Here is a 16,528-nt window from a genome sequence, read left to right as displayed (position 1 = left end):
CGTCGGGGCGATAGGTCTTTTGCCGCGTTCAATCGTCGGCGTACATCGGCTGATCTCCGAGCTCCGGTCGCGTCACGTCGCGGTCGGTCTCTTCGCCGTCGATCTCGTACGGGTAGTTACCGGTCACGCACCCGAGACAGAGGTCGATCCGATCCTTCCCCAGCACGTCCGCAACGGAGTCCGTCGAGAGGTACGCGAGGCTCTCCGCGTCGATTGCGGTTCGGATCTGATCGACGGTCTTGTCCGAAGCGATCAACTCCTCGCGAGTGGCCATGTCGATCCCCATGTAACACGGGGCCACGATCTCCGGGGCACCGATCCGCATGTGAACTTCGGCCGCACCGCAGTCTTTGAGCAACTGGACGAGCTGCGTCGAGGTCGTTCCGCGGACGATCGAGTCGTCGATGAGCGTAACGGTTTTTCCCTCGACGGTCGATTTGATCGGGTTCAGTTTTAGCCGCACCGCCCGCTCGCGTTCGTCCTGAGTCGGCATGATGAACGTTCGGCCGACGTACCGGTTTTTCATCAACCCCTCAGCGAACTCGACGCCGTCGTCGTCCTCCTCTCGCATCTCGCCGTCTGCGGTCGTCTCGCTCGCCGCATCGGCATAGCCCGACGCGAACGCGCGCCCGGAGTCGGGAACTGGCATGACGACGTCCGTCTCGACGCCGCTTTCCTCCCAGAGCCGTCGTCCCAGATTCCGACGGGCCTCGTAGACCAGCGTCTCGTCGATCACGCTGTCCGGTCGCGCGAAGTAGACGTGTTCGAAGAAGCAGTGGGCCGTATTGTCGTTCTCGACAAGTTGATACGAATCGTACCCCTGCCCGTCCTTCTCGAGGACGATGAGTTCCCCTGGTCTGACGTCGCGGACGAGATCGCCGTCCAGCGTGTCGATCGCCGCCGATTCGGACGCGAGGATGTAGCCGTCTTCGAGTTTACCGAGACAGAGCGGCCGATTCCCCTGCGGATCGCGCACGCCGAGAACGGTGTCGTCGTGGCTGATCGTCAGCGCGTAGGAGCCGTGAATCCGCCCCATCGTGTGCTTGACCGCGCGGACGAGGTCCTCCTCGAGTAAGTTGCGCGCGAGATCGTGGGCGATCACTTCGGTGTCGCCGTCGCTGGTAAAGGCGTGGCCGACGCCGGCGAGTTCGTCTCTGATCTCGTCTGCGTTGACGAGATTTCCGTTGTGACTCAGTCCGAGCGAGCCGCTTTTGAACGAAACGGAAAACGGCTGTGCACAGGAGGAATCGACCGACCCCGCGGTCGGGTACCGGACGTGACCGATTCCAGCCGTCCCGTTGAGCACGTCGAGGTCGGACTCGTCGAACACCTCTCCCACGAGCCCCATCTCCACGTGGCTGTGCTGTTGGAACCCGTCGTGCGTGATGATACCGGCGGATTCCTGGCCGCGATGCTGGAGCGCATAGAGTGCGTAGTACAACGGTCGTGCCGCGTCCCGACCGTCCAGTGAGACGCCGACGACGCCACACTTTTCGGTCATTCCTGTTCGCCGGGGAGTCTCGCCCCGCCCATCAGTCATGGAGATGGATAGGGCTTCGAGACGATAAAAATCCCCGTGTTTGTGCTCTCAATCCCGCCCGCGTTCGCCACTCCTATCCACGATCGTGAATACATAACCGATTCGACTCGAGAACGGTCCCCCTCTGTCGACGGACGAGAGACCGGCCCAGCGGGACCGTCTGTTCGCTCACGGCTGTGAGATCGACGGCTCGTGCCGATCGATGACAGTGTTCAAGAGTTTTGACCCGAATCCCACGTACATGCGACTCGAGGAGTACTGGGGGGTCGGCCCGAAGACGCGGGAGGCGCTGATCGACGAGCTGGGACGAGAGCGCGCGGTTCAGGCGATCGAGAACGGCGACGTCCGCGCGCTCTCCGACGCCGGGCTCCCGCGGGGACGGGCGACCCGTATCCTCAGGCGAGCAATCGGCGGCGACGGAATGGAAACGCTCGCGACGAGCGACGCGCGCGCTGCGTACAAGGAACTCCTCGACCTGGCGGTCGACCACGCCGTGACACGGCGCGCGGCCGATCGGATCCGCGTCCTCACGCCGTTGACCAGCCGCGACGCGATGATCGAGCGCCTCGAGAACGTTCTCGCCGCCCGCGACGCCTGGAGCGAGCTTCCCGAAGACGATCGAACGGCGGTTCTCGAGGCCTACGAGCGCTACGACGAACGCGACGGGAGCGAACGCGCGGCGGTCGAAGCCGCCCTGGCGCTGCTCGAGGCCGACGTCGATCCGGGGCCGTTCGCGGCGATCGCGGACCTCGATCGAGATCGGCTCGAGGATGCCGCGGAGGCTCTCGCAGCACTCGACGGGGATCGGAAACGGATTCGCGACGGTACCGACGACGAGCTCGATCGTCTCCGGGACGCACTCGGTGCCGTCGAGGACATGGACGCGAACGCTCTCGAACTGATCGACGACCTCCGTTCGGACGGCGTTCGCGACGTGACTCAGTTCCGTGAGTCCTTCGAGGATCGCCTGCTGTCCGAAACCGGGGCCACGGCCGAGGCAGTCCGGGCAGCGATGGTGACCGACGCGGCCGACGCTACCGATTTCGTCGGCGGAACGTTGCGATCGCTCCGAAGTGAGCTCGCGGAGTCGATCGACGAGCGCGAGACGGCCGTTGCCGAGGACGTTCGAGGAAGACTCGAGGAGTCACGCACCGACGTCGACCGAGCGGTCGATGCGGTCGACGAGATCGCCCTTCAGCTCTCACTCGCGCGGTTTGCACTCGAGTACGACTGTACGCGGCCAACGTTCGTCGGCGGGGACGGTGACGAGCGTGCCACCGTCTCCGTCGTCGGTGCTCGAAACCTCTCGCTCGTCGCTCGAGACGAAGCGAACGTTCAGCCGGTAACGTACGCGCTCGGTGATCGCGGGCTCGAAGGTTCCGGACTCGAGGACCACGAGCCCGGCGACGAACGGATCGCCGTCCTGACCGGTGCGAACAGCGGCGGAAAGACGACGCTCCTCGAGACGCTCTGTCAGGTCGTCTTGCTCGCGTCGATGGGACTTCCGGTACCCGCCGAGCGAGCCGAGGTGACGCCCGTCGACTCGCTGGTCTTCCACCGTCGCCACGCGAGTTTCAACGCCGGCGTCCTCGAGTCGACGTTGCGCTCGATCGTCCCGCCGCTGTCGTCGGGCGGACGAACGCTCATGCTCGTCGACGAGTTCGAGGCGATCACCGAACCGGGGAGCGCGGCCGACCTGTTGCACGGACTGGTCACCCTCTCGGTCGACCGGGACGCACTCGGCGTGTTCGTCACCCATCTCGCGGACGATCTAGAGCCGCTGCCGCCGCAGGCGCGCGTCGACGGTATTTTCGCAGAGGGGCTGAGTCCGGACCTCGAGTTGCTGGTCGACTATCAGCCGCGATTCGATACCGTCGGCCGATCGACACCGGAGTTCATCGTCTCGCGGCTGGTCGCGAACGCCTCCGACCGAAGCGAGCGCGTCGGCTTCGAGACGCTCGCTTCGGCCGTCGGACACGAGGTCGTCCAGCGAACGCTCGCGGACGCCCGCTGGAACGAGTGACCAACTCGAGATCGCTCACCGGTTCTCGTCGTTTCTCCCGCACCGCTGACTATCGTCCTCGAGCCATGAGTCCGGCCTCGGCGTGTACTCCGAATCGGTCTCGAGGGGGTCGCCGTAGGTGTATACGATCCCGTCGTTCTCACAGATCCGGGACTCGAGGTACGCCTGAGCGGCCCGACGGGAAAGCGCCCCCATTTCGACGACGTCAGCGAGCGTCGTCTTGGTCGCTAGAAACCAGGTCCTGACGTCGCGGTCGTCATCGACGGCAGTCTCGACGATCGCACCGCGGCCCTGGTCGCGACCGTCGCCCCACTCGAGCCAGCAGACCCGGTAGGCGGTCACGGCGTACTCGCGGTCCGGAACGACGAAATAAAGCATTTCGTGGACGCACGGGTCGAGAAAATCCGGGAGGATCCGTTCGCGAGCGATCGAATCGCCCAGGACGTCGGCTCCGATCGCACCGTTCGCGAGCGGTGATTCGGCACTGATCTCCGCGGCAAGCGATAGATTCTGACCGCCCCAGTGGCTGTACCGAAGATCGAAGAGTCGGTCGGCGCGGCGGTAGGCCACGAGCGCTCTATGCCCCACCGGAGGCACCTCCTCGCATGCGGTCGGGTCCGCCGGCTCTCGACGGATTGCCGGGACTGGTGTCGTCGTACATCGTCGACTCTGGCCGCGCGTCAGTATTTGAACTTCAGGGTGGGCCAAGCGCCGGACGGTCGGCGGCGGTCGGAGCGCCGTCGGTAGAAACGAATGACGCAACGTCGAAAACCCCCGGGTGCGTAGACGGTCTCGAGATCAATGGGAACGAACTACGACGCGGTCGTCTTCGACAACGACGGCGTGTTGACGACGCCGACCGACCGGGACGTGCTGCTCGCAGCGATCGCGAGCGCCTTCGATGACGTCGGCGTGGCGGATCCACCACGGGAGCACGTCGAAACACTTCTGGGACCGACCCTCTCCGAACTCCGGCGGATCGCCGCCGGCCACGAGGTCGATCCGGCGACCCTCTGGACGGCACGCGAACGAGCGGCGGTCGAGGCCCAGCTCGAGGAGATCCTCACCGGACGAAAACGGCGATACGACGACGTCGAAGCCGTCGACTCCATCGACGTCCCGACGGCGATCGTGAGCAACAACCAACACCGGACGATCGCTAATATCCTCGAACACTGTGAACTCGACGGGTTCGAAGTCTGGTACGGCCGGGAGCCAACCCTCGAAGGAATCGAACGAAAGAAGCCGGCTCCGTACTACCTCGAGCGAGCGATCGACGACCTGGGCGCGACGGACCCCCTCTACGTCGGTGATAGCCCCGTCGACGTGGTGGCATCCGAGGCGGCCGGGGTCGACGTCGCGTTCGTCCGACGCGACCACCGCCTCGCAGCCGATCCGCCGACGGAACCACAACACGACATCGACTCCCTGACCGCGCTTCCGGAACTGCTTTGACGTCCTCTCCGAAGTGAACGCGAGGCTTTTTTCTGATTCTCCGTAACGACGCCGTCCGCGAATCCGGCGATTACGGCCGGAACGCGCCGGCCCGACCTATTTCCATCCGGTCGCTGTCATCAACCGTATGACCGACATCGCGATCACCGGTGCATCCGGATCCGTCGGACGGGAAGCCATCGAGGCGCTATCATCGGACGATCACGATCTGACGCTCTTTTCTCACAGCGAGACGGACGACCTCGAGACGACGCCGATCGAGATCGCAGAGCGCGACGCCGTTCTCGAGGCACTCGAGGGTCAGGATGTCGTCATACATCTGGCTGCCAACCCCGATCCCCGCGCGAAGTGGGACGCGGTGTCAGGACCGAACGTCGAAGGTCTCTACAACGTCTACGCGAGCGCCCTGGAAAACGACCTCGAGCGGGTGGTCTTTGCGAGTTCGAACCACGCGGTCAACATGGGGAACACTTCCTCGCCGGTCCGACCGGAGTCGACGGTGGGGACGCCGGCGGTCGTCCGACCGGCCGATCCGCCGGATCCGGACACCTACTACGGCGTTACCAAGGTCTTCGGGGAAGCGATGGGGTCGTACTACGCGAAGCGACACGGACTGGACGTGGTCAACCTGCGGATCGGCTGGTTACTCAGCCGAAAAGAGCTGAGATCCGAGTGTACAGAACGCGACGGTGCCGGCGAACGGTACGCCCGGGCGATGTGGCTCAGTCCCGAGGACTGCCGGCGGGTTATCGAAGCCGCGGCGACCCACACCCTCGAGAGATCACCCCTGACCGCCCACGCCATCTCCGATAACGCAGAGAGGTTTCTCTCGCTCGCAGAAACGATGCTCGAACTAGACTACCGTCCGAGAGACGACTCACAGGCCGTTCTCGACGATTGATACGGCCTGTTGGAACGATTTATCGGTGCAACCGTAGGTCATCGAGGTTGTGCAGGGAAATCGATACAGCGACCGTGCCCCGGAAAACCGAAACCGACCGCCTTTATCACGTCCAGGTCCTGCAGTGACGTATGAACGCTGATGCCGTTGTGCTCGACGTGGACGGCGTACTCGTCGACGTCGCGGACTCCTACCGGCGGGCGATCCTCGAGTCGATCGAGCGCGTCTACGACCGAACGATCCGCAAAGAAGACATCCAACAGTTCAAGAACGCGGGCGGGTTCAACAACGACTGGCTGCTGACCGACGCGGCCGCGCTCTACGTTATCGCGACCAGCGAAGGCTACGACGAGTCGATCGACGAGTACACCGATCGAATCGCCGCGGAAGGCGGGGGAGTCGCCGCGGCCGAGGCCGTCGTTCGCGACGCGATCGGTGCCCGCGCGAACCAGCGCGTCCACGATCGATGGGATCGCGAGCACCTTCGAGACGTCTTCCAACAGCTGTATCTCGGGACCGATCTGTACCGCACCATCGAAGGCGGCGAGCCCGAACTCCAGACGCGCGGATTTATCCACGACGAGCCGGTCTTGCTCGAAGAATCGACCCGGGAACGTCTCACAGAACGCTACGACGTCGGAATTCTGACCGGCCGTCCCGAGAACGAGGCAGGGATCGCCCTCGAACAGGTGGGTCTCGAGGCGACCCTTCCGCTCGACCACCGGTTTACGATGGACGACTGGGAGGAAGGAAAGCCACACCCGAAGGCGTTGACGACGCTCGCAGAACGCTTCGACGCCCACACCGTCGTCTTCGTCGGGGACACCCTGGACGACGTGCGGACGGCGGCCAATGCGGACGAAGCGGATCCGGACCGAACGTATCACGGCGTCGGCGTCCTGACCGGCGGGCTTACCGGTGTCGACGGCCGACGAACGTTCGACGAGGACGGCGCGTCGATGGTTCTCGAGTCGATCAACGAGCTACCCGGCGTCCTCGAGTGAGCGTCGACCTGCGAGCCTGCATCGTCGCCCATCCGTTTTTTGCCCGGCGCTGACGTACGACCGGACGTTCGATGTCCGAATTTCGTTGCCCCGATGATCTCCCCGGTGAGTCGACTTCACCCTGGCTGGCGAGCACGCGCGAGACCGGCGAGACGAGAGACGGTCCCTGTGGAGACGGTGACGGTCGATCGGAGGACAACTGTGACGGGCCGCCGTCTCGCGGTCCGCTCGAGGGAGATCGGTCAGTCGATGTCGCGATCGTCGGCGCGGGAATCGCCGGGCTCTCGACGGCGATCGAGTTACGCGAGCGCGGACTGACGGTCGCGGTTCTCGAGCGCGATCGCGTCGCGACTGGCGTCACCGGGAAGTCGACGGCGAAACTCACCAGTCAGCACGGGCTCATCTACGATCACCTCCGCCGGGAGTTCGGGAGACGTACAGCAAGCCGGTACGCGGCCGTCCAGGAGGCGGCGATCGACACCGTCGAGGAACGGATCGAGGCGCTGGAGATCGATTGTGGATTCGAACGACAGCCCTCGTATCTCTACGGTAACGAACGCGACGAGATGGAACGCGAGGCCGACGCTGCGACAGGGGCGGGGCTGTCCGCGACGTCGGTTACCTCGGTGCCGCCGTTCGAGCGCGCCCAGGCGGGCGTCCGGTTCGACGAGCAGGCCTGGTTCCACCCGCGGAAATACCTCCTCGGAATCACGGCCGAGCTTCGCGCCGACGAGGGTGCAGCAGTCCTCGAGAACACCCGCGTTACGGATCTCGAGCCCGGCTCGCCCTGTCGCGTTCGCCTCGACCGAGCGGCCCTCACGGCGCGGCGGGTCGTTCTCGCGACCGGCTTTCCGATCCTCGATCGGGCGGGCTACTTCGCGCGGATGCATCCCAGGCGCTCGTACGTCCTCGGCCTCCGGATGGACGGGCGACCTCCCGATGGGATGTATTACCGCCCGGGAGACAACTACCGATCGGTGCGCACGCACCGCGATGACGACGGTGAACTGTTGCTCGTCGGCGGAGAGAACCACAAGACGGGACAGGGGGGATCGACCGAAGAGCGCTACCGGCGGCTGCTTCGCTGGGCGCGCGAGCGGTTTCCGATCACGTCGGTCGACTACCGATGGTCGACGCAGGACTACCAGACGGCGGACAGGGTTCCGCTCATCGGTCGGGCCGGGCCGGGAACCGAGAACGTGTTCGTCGCGACCGGCTTTCGCGGCTGGGGAATGACCAACGGCGTCGCCGCCGGCCGTCTGCTTGCCGAGTTGATCGATGGAGAACGGCCGGCTGCGGCCGGTCTGTTCGATCCGCTACGACTGACGCCGACGGCGTCGCTCGCCTCGACGGTCACGGAAAACGCCGACGCCGCGAGCGAGTTCGCGACCGAGTGGCTTCGGACGATGCTCTCTCCGGATCTCTCGACGCTCGAGACGGGCGAGGGCCGCGTGTTCCGACACCGTGGAACGCCGGTCGCCTGCGCGCGGGACGATGACGGAACGCTCTACGCGACGTCCGCCGTCTGTCCGCACATGTACTGTCTGGTCGAGTGGAACGACGCCGAGTGTAGCTGGGACTGTCCCTGTCACGGCTCGCGGTTCGACCCGGATGGCGAACTTCTCGAGGGACCGGCGACCGAGAATCTTTCGCCTCGAGAGCCGCCAGACGTGTGATCGCTGGACGAGGAACACGGGACAGGAAACACGAGACGGGAGATCGGCGCATCCGACACCTATTTGTTTCCATGACTGCTGTGTGATAGTAATACGAGAGTTCTGGCCGTGACGAAGACGCTTCGAACGCTTCGAACGACGGTAGCATCGATGCTCGCCGAAGTCGGGACAGCGGTCGGTGTCTTCGTCGGACTCACCTGGTTCAGCGCGAACGCGGTCGCCCTCGGGAGGGCAACGGACTGGACGCCGGTTTCCGACGTTGGCATCCCCGAGGAGGGACTCTGGCTCTGCGTCCTCGCCGCGGCGACGGTCGGAACGATTTGGCTCGAGCGCGACGGCTACCGACGGATCCGTGCCGATCCGACGGGTGGTAGTGACTTCGCTTGGCTGTCGGTGTGTTATCTCCCGGTCGGATTCCTTCCGACCGCGTACGCACTCGCTCTGATCGTCGAACTCCCATCGTTCGCTGCCTCCCTGTACCTGCTCGGGTGTGGCGTCACCGCCGTCTGGCTCGCGTTCTACGGCGGTCTCGAGTGGCTCGGAGTCGAGAGGGGGCAACTCGGCTGGACGTCGCTCGTCGTCTTCGGAATGGTGGGCCTACTCTTCGTCGGCGGGTCGCTGAACGTCCTCGGTGGGCTCCTCGAGTCGTTGGATCCACACCGAAGCGATCCGGCACTCGCAACGGCTTCGCTCGTGGGCCAGGCGTGCGCGCTGGTCGTCGGTGCGAGGGTGTCTCGACCGAACTCGAAACTCGATCTACAGGGGAAGGTGAGCCCGGCACTCAGATCGAAGCTCGGGTTCACCGCCTCGAGTACGTCTGACGTCGAGTGTGAATCGCACTCCGAGAATGACGTGGATTCGAACGCGGTGGAGTAGCCGACCACCGCCGTCTGATCGCGACTTCTCATGGATACCGACGACTTCTCAGGAATCACGATCATCCCGCGAGAACGTCCCGAGACCGGGATAGTCCGCGATGATGCCGTCGACGCCGGCGGCCGCGAGGTCGGCGAACCCGTGCCAGGTTTCGATCGTCCAGACGTTGACCGCCCGCCCTTCGTCGTGGGCGATCTCGAGAACGTCGATTGCCGGCTCGTCCGGCGGAAAACCGGCGTACTTCGTGGTCGCCAGGGCCGATCCAGTGATCGCGTTTCGGGGCGGATGAATCGCCTCGCAGTCGTAGCGTCGAGCGATCTCGAGACCGGCCTCGAGATCGTCCCAGATGAGCGGCGCAACGGCGTACTTTGGATCGACGTCTCGAACGGCCGCGATCGCACCTTCACAGAACGACGAGAAGAGAACCTCGCCGCCGAAGCCGTGGCAGTCGGAGACGACCCGCTCGACGAACGGTCGCCAGCACTCGCGTCTCCCGTCTCGCTCGTCCTGAGGGAGCGACTCGGAAAAGCGAAGCGAAGCCGTTCCCGGGTTCTTCAGTTCGACGTTGAGGCCGACCGTCGCCGGAACCGCCTCGAGAAGCGACGCGAGCGTCGGCACCGACTCTCGCGTTCCGAGTACTCGCGTCTCCGCGAGTTTCGAACGCGACGCGTCCCGAACGAGCCCTGTCGCGTCCGTCAACGGCCGCCCGTCCCGCGCCCCCTCGAGGCGCTCGTCGTGGATGACGACCGGCGTCCCGCACTCGGCCGGCTGGACGTCGATCTCGATCATCGACGTCTCGGACCGCTCGGCCGCACGGACGGCAGCACCGATCGTGTTCTCCGGTGCCACGCCGGCGTAGCCGCGATGAGCGATGACGGCAGGGGTGTCCATACTGTCACGACGACCGCGCCCCTCATGGCTGCTGCGCTCGAGAGATTCCATCGACGAAGCGATGCACCGCTCGTCTGGAGTACATCGACTGCCAGGGACGCATCGATCGGCAAGGAACGCTACACCGCAGGGATAGGTGAGATCGATCCGAGCACAGCGATGGGTCGCCATCACAGCGAACCGATCGTCGCACCTTCCGGCATCCCGTTGAACACCCTGGCGACCGAACTGACCGACGTGACCGAATCCATGCTCGAGGAGATCGAACGTCGCCTCAGCCGCGCCCGCGACCTCGAAGCGCAAGAGGCCGTTTCCCTGTTACGGACCGCTCGTGCGGATCTGCGCGACCGAGAAAGCGATCCCGACGTCGACGAGGAACGCCGAGCGGCTCTCGAGACCCGACTCGAACAGCGCATCCGGGAGATCGAAAACCGGGAGGCCTACGACGGCGGCCTCGGGGCGGCGATGAATCCGGACGATGACGACGCGCCCTAGCATTCGTCGTTCTGCGGCCGACTCGACGCGACAGCTAGAGAGCAGTGTTCGGGACGACAGCTCGACGGGAGTATCTGAGGGTGCGCTCGAGACGGCAGCGCGAGGGTAGTGTCGGAATACGCGCCGATCCCGACGGATACCCGAGACCGACCGCGATCGAAACGGCTGATTTCGACCGAAACGGTGCTGGCCGTTTTTAGCGCGACTACGGATTTTTCGGGTATGGAACGACCGACTCGACGTCGGCTCCTTACGGGTGTCTCGGCGGGGAGCGTACTGCTTTCGACGAAACGATGGCGGGCGGACGGTGGGCACTCGACCGATTCGGACGACGGCTCGAGTGCGTCCGCGTCGGCCGAGTCGACTCTCGAGGTTCGGATCAGCGAGACCAACGCCCCGGTCGCCGCCGGCGAGTACCTCGAGGTGACTCCCGTAGTCGAAAACACCGGTTCGACGGCCGTTCGGACGACCGTCGAGCTGATCGTCGGTCACGACCGCGAACGCGTCAGTACCGTCGAGACGACGATCGACGCGGGGGAAACGAGGGAACCGATGAGGATGGGGTTCAACACCTATCCGGTCCCGGAAAGCGACGAGTTTCCGGTCCGCGTCGACGCCGACGGTGCGACGGACGAACGTACCGTTCGCGTCGAGGGTGCGTCGACGCTCGCGAACGCACGTCCCGGGGCGGACCTCTCCGTCGAACCGGGAACGTCCGTCCTCTTCGAAGCGGGAGCCGTCGACCCTGGGGACGGACAGCGGACGATCTGGTGGCTCGACGGCGAACAGATCGGAGATACGGCCGTCGATACCTGGCAGCCGGCGTACTACGACGAGCGTGGCGCTCACTTCTTTCGATACGCGTTCGACTCGCCGGGCACACACGAGGTGACGGCGGCGGTTCTCCCGGACGCCGAAGCGGGAACCTACGGAGCGCGGTGGACGATCGATGTGACCGCCGACGGAACGCGCGCTCCCGCGATCGAAACCAGTCGCCCAACCGACCAAGTCATCGAAGTCGCTCGCGACGATCCGGCAGACGTCGAGTTCGAGCTCGAGGCGACCGTTCCCGACGGGGCGCTCGATCGCGTCATCTGGTGGCTCACCCAGTCGGACAGCATACTCGGCGTTTCGGATCTCGAGGATCGACGGGATACGGCACGTCTTTCGACCGTCGGGTGTCACACCTGTACTCTCGTCCCGTGGGTCGTCTGCCGGGACGGAACCGTCACGGAACCCGATCCGAGCTGGCAGTTCGAGCGGGTCGACCGTCGCGGAACAGTCGAGGTTACGATCCACGACACGAACGACCCGGTCGCCGCCGGGGACGTACTCGAGGTAGCTGCAGCCGTCGTGAACACCGGATCGACGGCCGAAACGCGGGAACTCGAACTCGTCGTGGGACACGATCCGACCGTGGTCGACGCGCGAACGGTAGTCGTCGATCCGAACGAAACCGCTCGAGTGAGACTCGGTTTCGAGACCTATCCCACCGAGAAAGACGAACGGTTTCCCGCTCGAGTCGTCACCGAAGACGATGCGGACGAGGTCAGCGTACGGGTGTTCGCGTGAGCGTACGCGGGCTGTTGTACCGAGTACCCGGCTACGCACGATGTACCGCCGTACTCGTCCGTCCCGCGAGTGTGGCGAAACTGACGTCCGCCGACCGGTTGATTTCACTCGAGAGTGACGCGGAGCGCACGGCGATCTTACTCGGATCGACGACCCGCTCACTCGGAGCGATCGTCTGTCGCGCGTGAATCGTCGGGATCGCCGTGGCCGCCGCCACCGGGTGTCCGGATCGTCACCGTCGTTCCCGTCTCGACGTCGACGGTCGTCTTCGCGGGGACGACCTCGCCATCGATCAGGTTCTCGCCGGGTGCGCCGTCCTCCCCGCCGGCGACTCCTTTCGGCCCGTGGCGTCGCCGCTCGGTGAGGACGGACACCGTCGCGTCGGCTTCGACGGTGAGCGTCCGCTCGAGGCCGAGACCACCCCGATGCGTGCCACGGCCACCGCTGTCCGGTCGGAGCGCGTACCGGTCGACCCGAAGCGGGTACTCGGTCTCGAGCGACTCGATCGGGGTGTTGAGCGTGTTCGTCATCCCGACCTGAACGCCGTCCATGCCCTCGCGGTCCGAGCGGGCACCGAATCCGCCGCCGATGGTCTCGTAGTAGGTAAAGGAACTGCCCCGTCCGCCGATCGTCAGGTTGTTCATCGTTCCCTGGCCCTGTGCGGGGACGCGATCCGGAACCGCCGACGCGAGGGCGGTGAAAACCACGTCCGTCACCCGCTGGCTGGTCTCGACGTTCCCCCCGACGACCGCTGCCGGGGAGTTCGGGTTCAGGAGCGACCCGTCGGGTGCGTGGACGCTGACGGGCACGTAACAGCCGTGGTTCGGCGGGATTTCCGGATCGGTAACACAGCGGACGACGAAGTAGACCGCACTCCGAGCGACTGCCATCGGTGCGTTGAGGTTGCCCGCGAGCTGTTCTGCCGTGCCGGCGAAATCGACGTCGATCGTCGGTCCGTCGATGGTCACCGCCACGCTGATCTCGATGTCTTCGTCGACGACGCCGTCGCCCTCGAGGACGTCCGTCGCCTCGAACGTGCCGTCCGGAAGCGTCTCGATCTCGGTTTCCAGGCGCGCGCGGGAGTACTCGATCACGTCGTCGAAGCCAGCCAGTACGGTCTCGCGTCCGTGTTCGTCGAACAGCGCCCCGAGCCTGGTCTCGGCGCGCTCGTTCGCGGCGAGCTGGGCTCTGAGATCGGCGCGACGCTCGCCCGGATTCCGCACGTTCGCGAGCACGAGCGATCGGACGTCCTCTCTGACGTCGCCCGCCGCGACGAGGCGGGTCGGCGGGATGCGAAGTCCCTCCTGATAGATCTCCCTCGAGTCCGCAGGCATACTGCCGGGTGACGACCCGCCGACGTCCGCGTGGTGGGCTCGAGAGACGGCATATCCCACGATGTCGTCGTCACTTTCGGTTCGACAGTCGTCGTTCTCGTCGTCACTCCCGACCCGACCGTTCTCGCCGCTGTCGGGTTCGGATCGGTGACCGTCCTCATCGGGCTTATCCTCGCTCCCGCGGCCTGACCCGGGTGCGAGGGGCGAAACCAGAGTCACGTCGGGAAGGTGCGTTCCCCCGGTAAAGGGGTCATTGAGCACGAAGACGTCGCCGGGATTGGGGTTTCGCTCGCGAACGGCCTCGACCGCCGCGGGCATCGCTCCCAGGTGGACCGGGATGTGCTCGGCCTGTGCGATCGTCCGTCCCTCGGCGTCGAACAGCGCCGTCGAACAGTCCCGACGCTCTTTGATGTTCGGTGAGTACGCACCGCGGATCAGCGTCTGTCCCATCTCCTCTGCGACCCCCTCCAGCTGGTTGCGAAGCACCTCGAGCGTCACCGGATCGATGTCCGGATCGTCCGTCTCTGAATCGCTCGACCGGCAGGTTTCACCGTCGTCGTTCGCGTCGTCGTTCGAATTGTGTGTCATGGTTCAGTCATCCCCCGTCCGGGTCAGCCGGAGCGTCCCGTCCGTTCCGACCTCGCCGTCCCACTGTGGCGGAACGACCGTCGTGCACTCGTCCTGTTCGAGGATCGCCGGTCCGGATAACGTCGCACCCGACTCGAGGGCGTCCCGATCGTAGACCGTCGTCTCCCACGCGCCCGTCTCGGAGAAGTGTACCTCACGAGAGCCGACGAGCGCATCGCCTCGCCCGTCGTGTCGGATGCTCGGATCCGTCCGCGGAACAGTCGCCGTCGCCCGGAGCGTGACGATCTCGATCGGCTCGTCCATCGTGTAGCCGTACGTCCGCTCGTGGGCGTCGTGGAAGCGTTCGGCGACGACCTCGGCGTCGAAGCTATCGTCGACGGGAACGGTCAACTCGAAGCTCTGGCCGGTGTACCGACAGTCAGCGCCACGCTCGAGGCGGACGCGATCGGACTCCGAGACGTCACCGAGGGCGTCCGCGACGAGGTCGTCGTAGACCCCTCCGATCTCTTCGAGCGCGTCCGCCTCGAGCGTCGCCCCGGCTTCGGGCTCCGTTTCGAGATCGATGCCGACGGTTCTGGCCGCGTCCGTGCTCTCGTCGGCGGCGAGCAGACCGAACGCCGAAAGCACGCCGCCGGGACGTGGAACGACGACCTGATCGATATCGAGCGCAGCGGCGAGAGCCCCGGCGTGCATCGGTCCCGCTCCGCCGAATGCCACGAGCGCGAATCCACGCGGATCGTGGCCTCGTTCGACCGTGATCGACCGAATCGTTCGTGTCATCGTCGCGTTCGCGACGCGGTAGACGCCGTGAGCCGCCTCGAGTGCGCCGTCGAGGTCCGCCTCCTCGGCCAGTCCCTCGAGCGCCTCGTGGGCCGCCTCGACGTCGAGGGACAGTTCGCCGCCGAGGGCGGTCTCGGAGCCGATGTAACCCAGAACGACGTTGGCGTCGGTCACTGTTGGTTCGGTCCCGCCGCGACCGTAACAGGCCGGGCCGGGATCCGCACCCGCCGACCGCGGTCCGACTCGAAGCGCGCCGCCGGCGTCGACCCAGGCGATCGAGCCGCCGCCCGCACCGACGGTGTTTACGTCGACCATCGGCGTGCGGATCGGCAGTCCGTCGATGTCGGCGTCGGTCGTCCGCTCGACTCGGCCGTCCCGGACGAGACTCACGTCGCTCGAGGTTCCGCCCATGTCGAACGTGACGAGACCCGCGGCCGTCGAATCGTCCGCGGCCGCCGTCGCGCCGACGACGCCCGCAGCCGGTCCCGACAGCGTCGTCGTAACCGCCCGATCGCGAACCGTCTGGGGGCTGGCGATGCCGCCGTTGGCCTGCATGATTCGCGGGGCCGGAATTCCCTCGTTCTCGGCCTCCTCGACCAGCCGTCCAACGTAGCTGTCGATCGCCGGTCGAACGTAGGCATCGACCGCCGTCGTCGACGTCCGCTCGAACTCGCGAAACTCCGCGAGAACCTCGTGTGAGACCGAGACCGGAACCTCGAGCTCCGAACGGAGCGTCTTCGCGACGGTCGTCTCGTTTTCGGGATCGCTGTAGGAGTGAAGCAGACAGACCGCGACCGCCTCGACGTCACGCTCGCACAGAGTATCCGCAAGCTGGCGTACTTCCTCGGGATCGACCGCTCGTTCGATGCCGTCCGGCGTCGTCCGCTCGTCGATCTCGAATCGACGCGTCCGGGGTACGAGCGGCGTCGGCTTCTCCGCCTCGAGATCGTACAGACTCGGTCGATCCTGTCGGCCGATCTCGAGGACGTCACGGAACCCCGCGGTCGTGACGAGGGCGGTCGTCGCACCCCTCCGCTCGAGCAGCGCGTTGACCGAGACGGTCATCGCGTGGGCGAACTCGTCGATCTCCCCCGGCTCGATGTCCGCCTTCGCACAGGCCTTGGCGATACCCTCGAGGACGCCGACGTGCTGGTCGGCAGTCGTCGGGACCTTCGCCGTCACGAGCCGGTCTTCGACGGAGAGTGCCACGTCGGTGAACGTGCCACCGACGTCGACGCCGATCCGGGCACCGTTCGAATCCGGACGAACCGGCGTTTCGTTCGCGTCTGCTGTCAGTTCCTCGCGTCCCATCGATACGTCGGGTTTCGGGCCGGTCGGGTTAAACCGTTCAGGTCTCCGACGGAAATTATTCACCGCACGACACCGTCCATCC

At 65.6% G+C, this 16,528-nt stretch carries 13 protein-coding genes; 8 read left to right on the top strand and 5 right to left on the bottom strand.

Annotated features, from left to right (window positions below; translation table 11 throughout):
• Positions 1 to 28: 28 nt before the first annotated feature.
• A complete protein-coding gene (purF, locus tag EA462_RS00225) occupies positions 29 to 1,501 on the bottom strand; it encodes an amidophosphoribosyltransferase (RefSeq protein WP_124177166.1) in 1,473 nt (490 codons plus the stop codon).
• A gap of 280 nt (positions 1,502 to 1,781) precedes the next feature.
• Between purF and EA462_RS00220 the strand changes: the two genes are divergently transcribed.
• A complete protein-coding gene (locus EA462_RS00220; RefSeq protein ID WP_124176571.1) occupies positions 1,782 to 3,563 on the top strand; it encodes a MutS-related protein in 1,782 nt (593 codons plus the stop codon).
• Positions 3,564 to 3,578: 15 nt separating this feature from the next.
• Here the strand turns inward: EA462_RS00220 and EA462_RS00215 are convergent, their stop codons facing one another.
• A complete protein-coding gene (locus EA462_RS00215) occupies positions 3,579 to 4,151 on the bottom strand; it encodes a DUF6735 family protein (protein ID WP_124176570.1) in 573 nt (190 codons plus the stop codon).
• Between the two features lie 213 nt (positions 4,152 to 4,364).
• Here EA462_RS00215 and EA462_RS00210 point away from each other — a divergent pair, with 213 nt between their 5' ends.
• From EA462_RS00210 to EA462_RS00190, 5 genes are all read left to right on the top strand, one after another.
• Complete coding sequence (locus tag EA462_RS00210; protein ID WP_124176569.1) at positions 4,365 to 5,018, top strand: HAD family hydrolase; 654 nt, start codon at positions 4,365 to 4,367, stop codon at positions 5,016 to 5,018.
• Positions 5,019 to 5,145: 127 nt separating this feature from the next.
• Entirely contained in the window at positions 5,146 to 5,919 is a 774-nt protein-coding gene (locus EA462_RS00205; RefSeq protein ID WP_124176568.1) for an NAD-dependent epimerase/dehydratase family protein, read from the top strand.
• A gap of 131 nt (positions 5,920 to 6,050) precedes the next feature.
• Complete coding sequence (locus EA462_RS00200) at positions 6,051 to 6,923, top strand: TIGR01548 family HAD-type hydrolase (RefSeq protein ID WP_124176567.1); 873 nt, start codon at positions 6,051 to 6,053, stop codon at positions 6,921 to 6,923.
• Positions 6,924 to 6,994: 71 nt separating this feature from the next.
• The gene (locus tag EA462_RS00195) at positions 6,995 to 8,599 is read left to right on the top strand and encodes an FAD-dependent oxidoreductase (protein ID WP_124176566.1); all 1,605 of its coding nucleotides are present in this window, start codon (positions 6,995 to 6,997) and stop codon (positions 8,597 to 8,599) included.
• Between the two features lie 108 nt (positions 8,600 to 8,707).
• Positions 8,708 to 9,475 (top strand): hypothetical protein, encoded by a 768-nt coding sequence (locus tag EA462_RS00190; protein ID WP_124176565.1) that lies wholly within the window; start codon positions 8,708 to 8,710, stop codon positions 9,473 to 9,475.
• A gap of 48 nt (positions 9,476 to 9,523) precedes the next feature.
• Here EA462_RS00190 and EA462_RS00185 read toward each other — a convergent pair whose 3' ends face one another.
• Positions 9,524 to 10,366 (bottom strand): glycerophosphodiester phosphodiesterase, encoded by an 843-nt coding sequence (locus EA462_RS00185; protein ID WP_124176564.1) that lies wholly within the window; start codon positions 10,364 to 10,366, stop codon positions 9,524 to 9,526.
• A gap of 237 nt (positions 10,367 to 10,603) precedes the next feature.
• On the opposite strand from EA462_RS00185, the gene EA462_RS00180 reads away from it, so the two are divergent.
• Positions 10,604 to 10,861 carry a hypothetical protein gene (locus EA462_RS00180; protein WP_124177165.1) on the top strand — a complete coding sequence of 86 codons (258 nt, stop codon included), beginning with the start codon at positions 10,604 to 10,606 and terminating at the stop codon, positions 10,859 to 10,861.
• 222 nt (positions 10,862 to 11,083) lie between these two features.
• Positions 11,084 to 12,433, top strand: coding sequence for a hypothetical protein (locus EA462_RS00175; protein ID WP_124176563.1), 1,350 nt, complete (start codon positions 11,084 to 11,086; stop codon positions 12,431 to 12,433).
• Between the two features lie 158 nt (positions 12,434 to 12,591).
• Here EA462_RS00175 and EA462_RS00170 read toward each other — a convergent pair whose 3' ends face one another.
• Complete coding sequence (locus EA462_RS00170) at positions 12,592 to 14,355, bottom strand: hydantoinase B/oxoprolinase family protein (RefSeq protein WP_124176562.1); 1,764 nt, start codon at positions 14,353 to 14,355, stop codon at positions 12,592 to 12,594.
• A 3-nt stretch (positions 14,356 to 14,358) separates the two neighbouring features.
• The gene (locus tag EA462_RS00165) at positions 14,359 to 16,446 is read right to left on the bottom strand and encodes a hydantoinase/oxoprolinase family protein (protein WP_124176561.1); all 2,088 of its coding nucleotides are present in this window, start codon (positions 16,444 to 16,446) and stop codon (positions 14,359 to 14,361) included.
• Positions 16,447 to 16,528 lie beyond the last annotated feature (82 nt).

Source organism: Natrarchaeobius halalkaliphilus, assembly GCF_003841485.1.
Classification (GTDB): domain Archaea; phylum Halobacteriota; class Halobacteria; order Halobacteriales; family Natrialbaceae; genus Natrarchaeobius; species Natrarchaeobius halalkaliphilus.
The sequence above is the reverse complement of the archived record's forward strand: the minus strand, read 5'-3'. Positions and strand labels throughout refer to the sequence as shown.

What these genes read in the sequence shown, in the direction of transcription:
- purF (WP_124177166.1), bottom strand. Translation starts at nt 1,501, where the DNA reads ATGACCGAAAAGTGTGGCGTCGTCGGCGTCTCACTGGACGGTCGGGAC.
- EA462_RS00195 (WP_124176566.1), top strand. Translation starts at nt 6,995, where the DNA reads ATGTCCGAATTTCGTTGCCCCGATGATCTCCCCGGTGAGTCGACTTCA.
- EA462_RS00205 (WP_124176568.1), top strand. Translation starts at nt 5,146, where the DNA reads ATGACCGACATCGCGATCACCGGTGCATCCGGATCCGTCGGACGGGAA.
- EA462_RS00170 (WP_124176562.1), bottom strand. Translation starts at nt 14,355, where the DNA reads ATGACACACAATTCGAACGACGACGCGAACGACGACGGTGAAACCTGC.
- EA462_RS00210 (WP_124176569.1), top strand. Translation starts at nt 4,365, where the DNA reads ATGGGAACGAACTACGACGCGGTCGTCTTCGACAACGACGGCGTGTTG.
- EA462_RS00185 (WP_124176564.1), bottom strand. Translation starts at nt 10,366, where the DNA reads ATGGACACCCCTGCCGTCATCGCTCATCGCGGCTACGCCGGCGTGGCA.
- EA462_RS00220 (WP_124176571.1), top strand. Translation starts at nt 1,782, where the DNA reads ATGCGACTCGAGGAGTACTGGGGGGTCGGCCCGAAGACGCGGGAGGCG.
- EA462_RS00165 (WP_124176561.1), bottom strand. Translation starts at nt 16,446, where the DNA reads ATGGGACGCGAGGAACTGACAGCAGACGCGAACGAAACGCCGGTTCGT.
- EA462_RS00175 (WP_124176563.1), top strand. Translation starts at nt 11,084, where the DNA reads ATGGAACGACCGACTCGACGTCGGCTCCTTACGGGTGTCTCGGCGGGG.
- EA462_RS00200 (WP_124176567.1), top strand. Translation starts at nt 6,051, where the DNA reads ATGAACGCTGATGCCGTTGTGCTCGACGTGGACGGCGTACTCGTCGAC.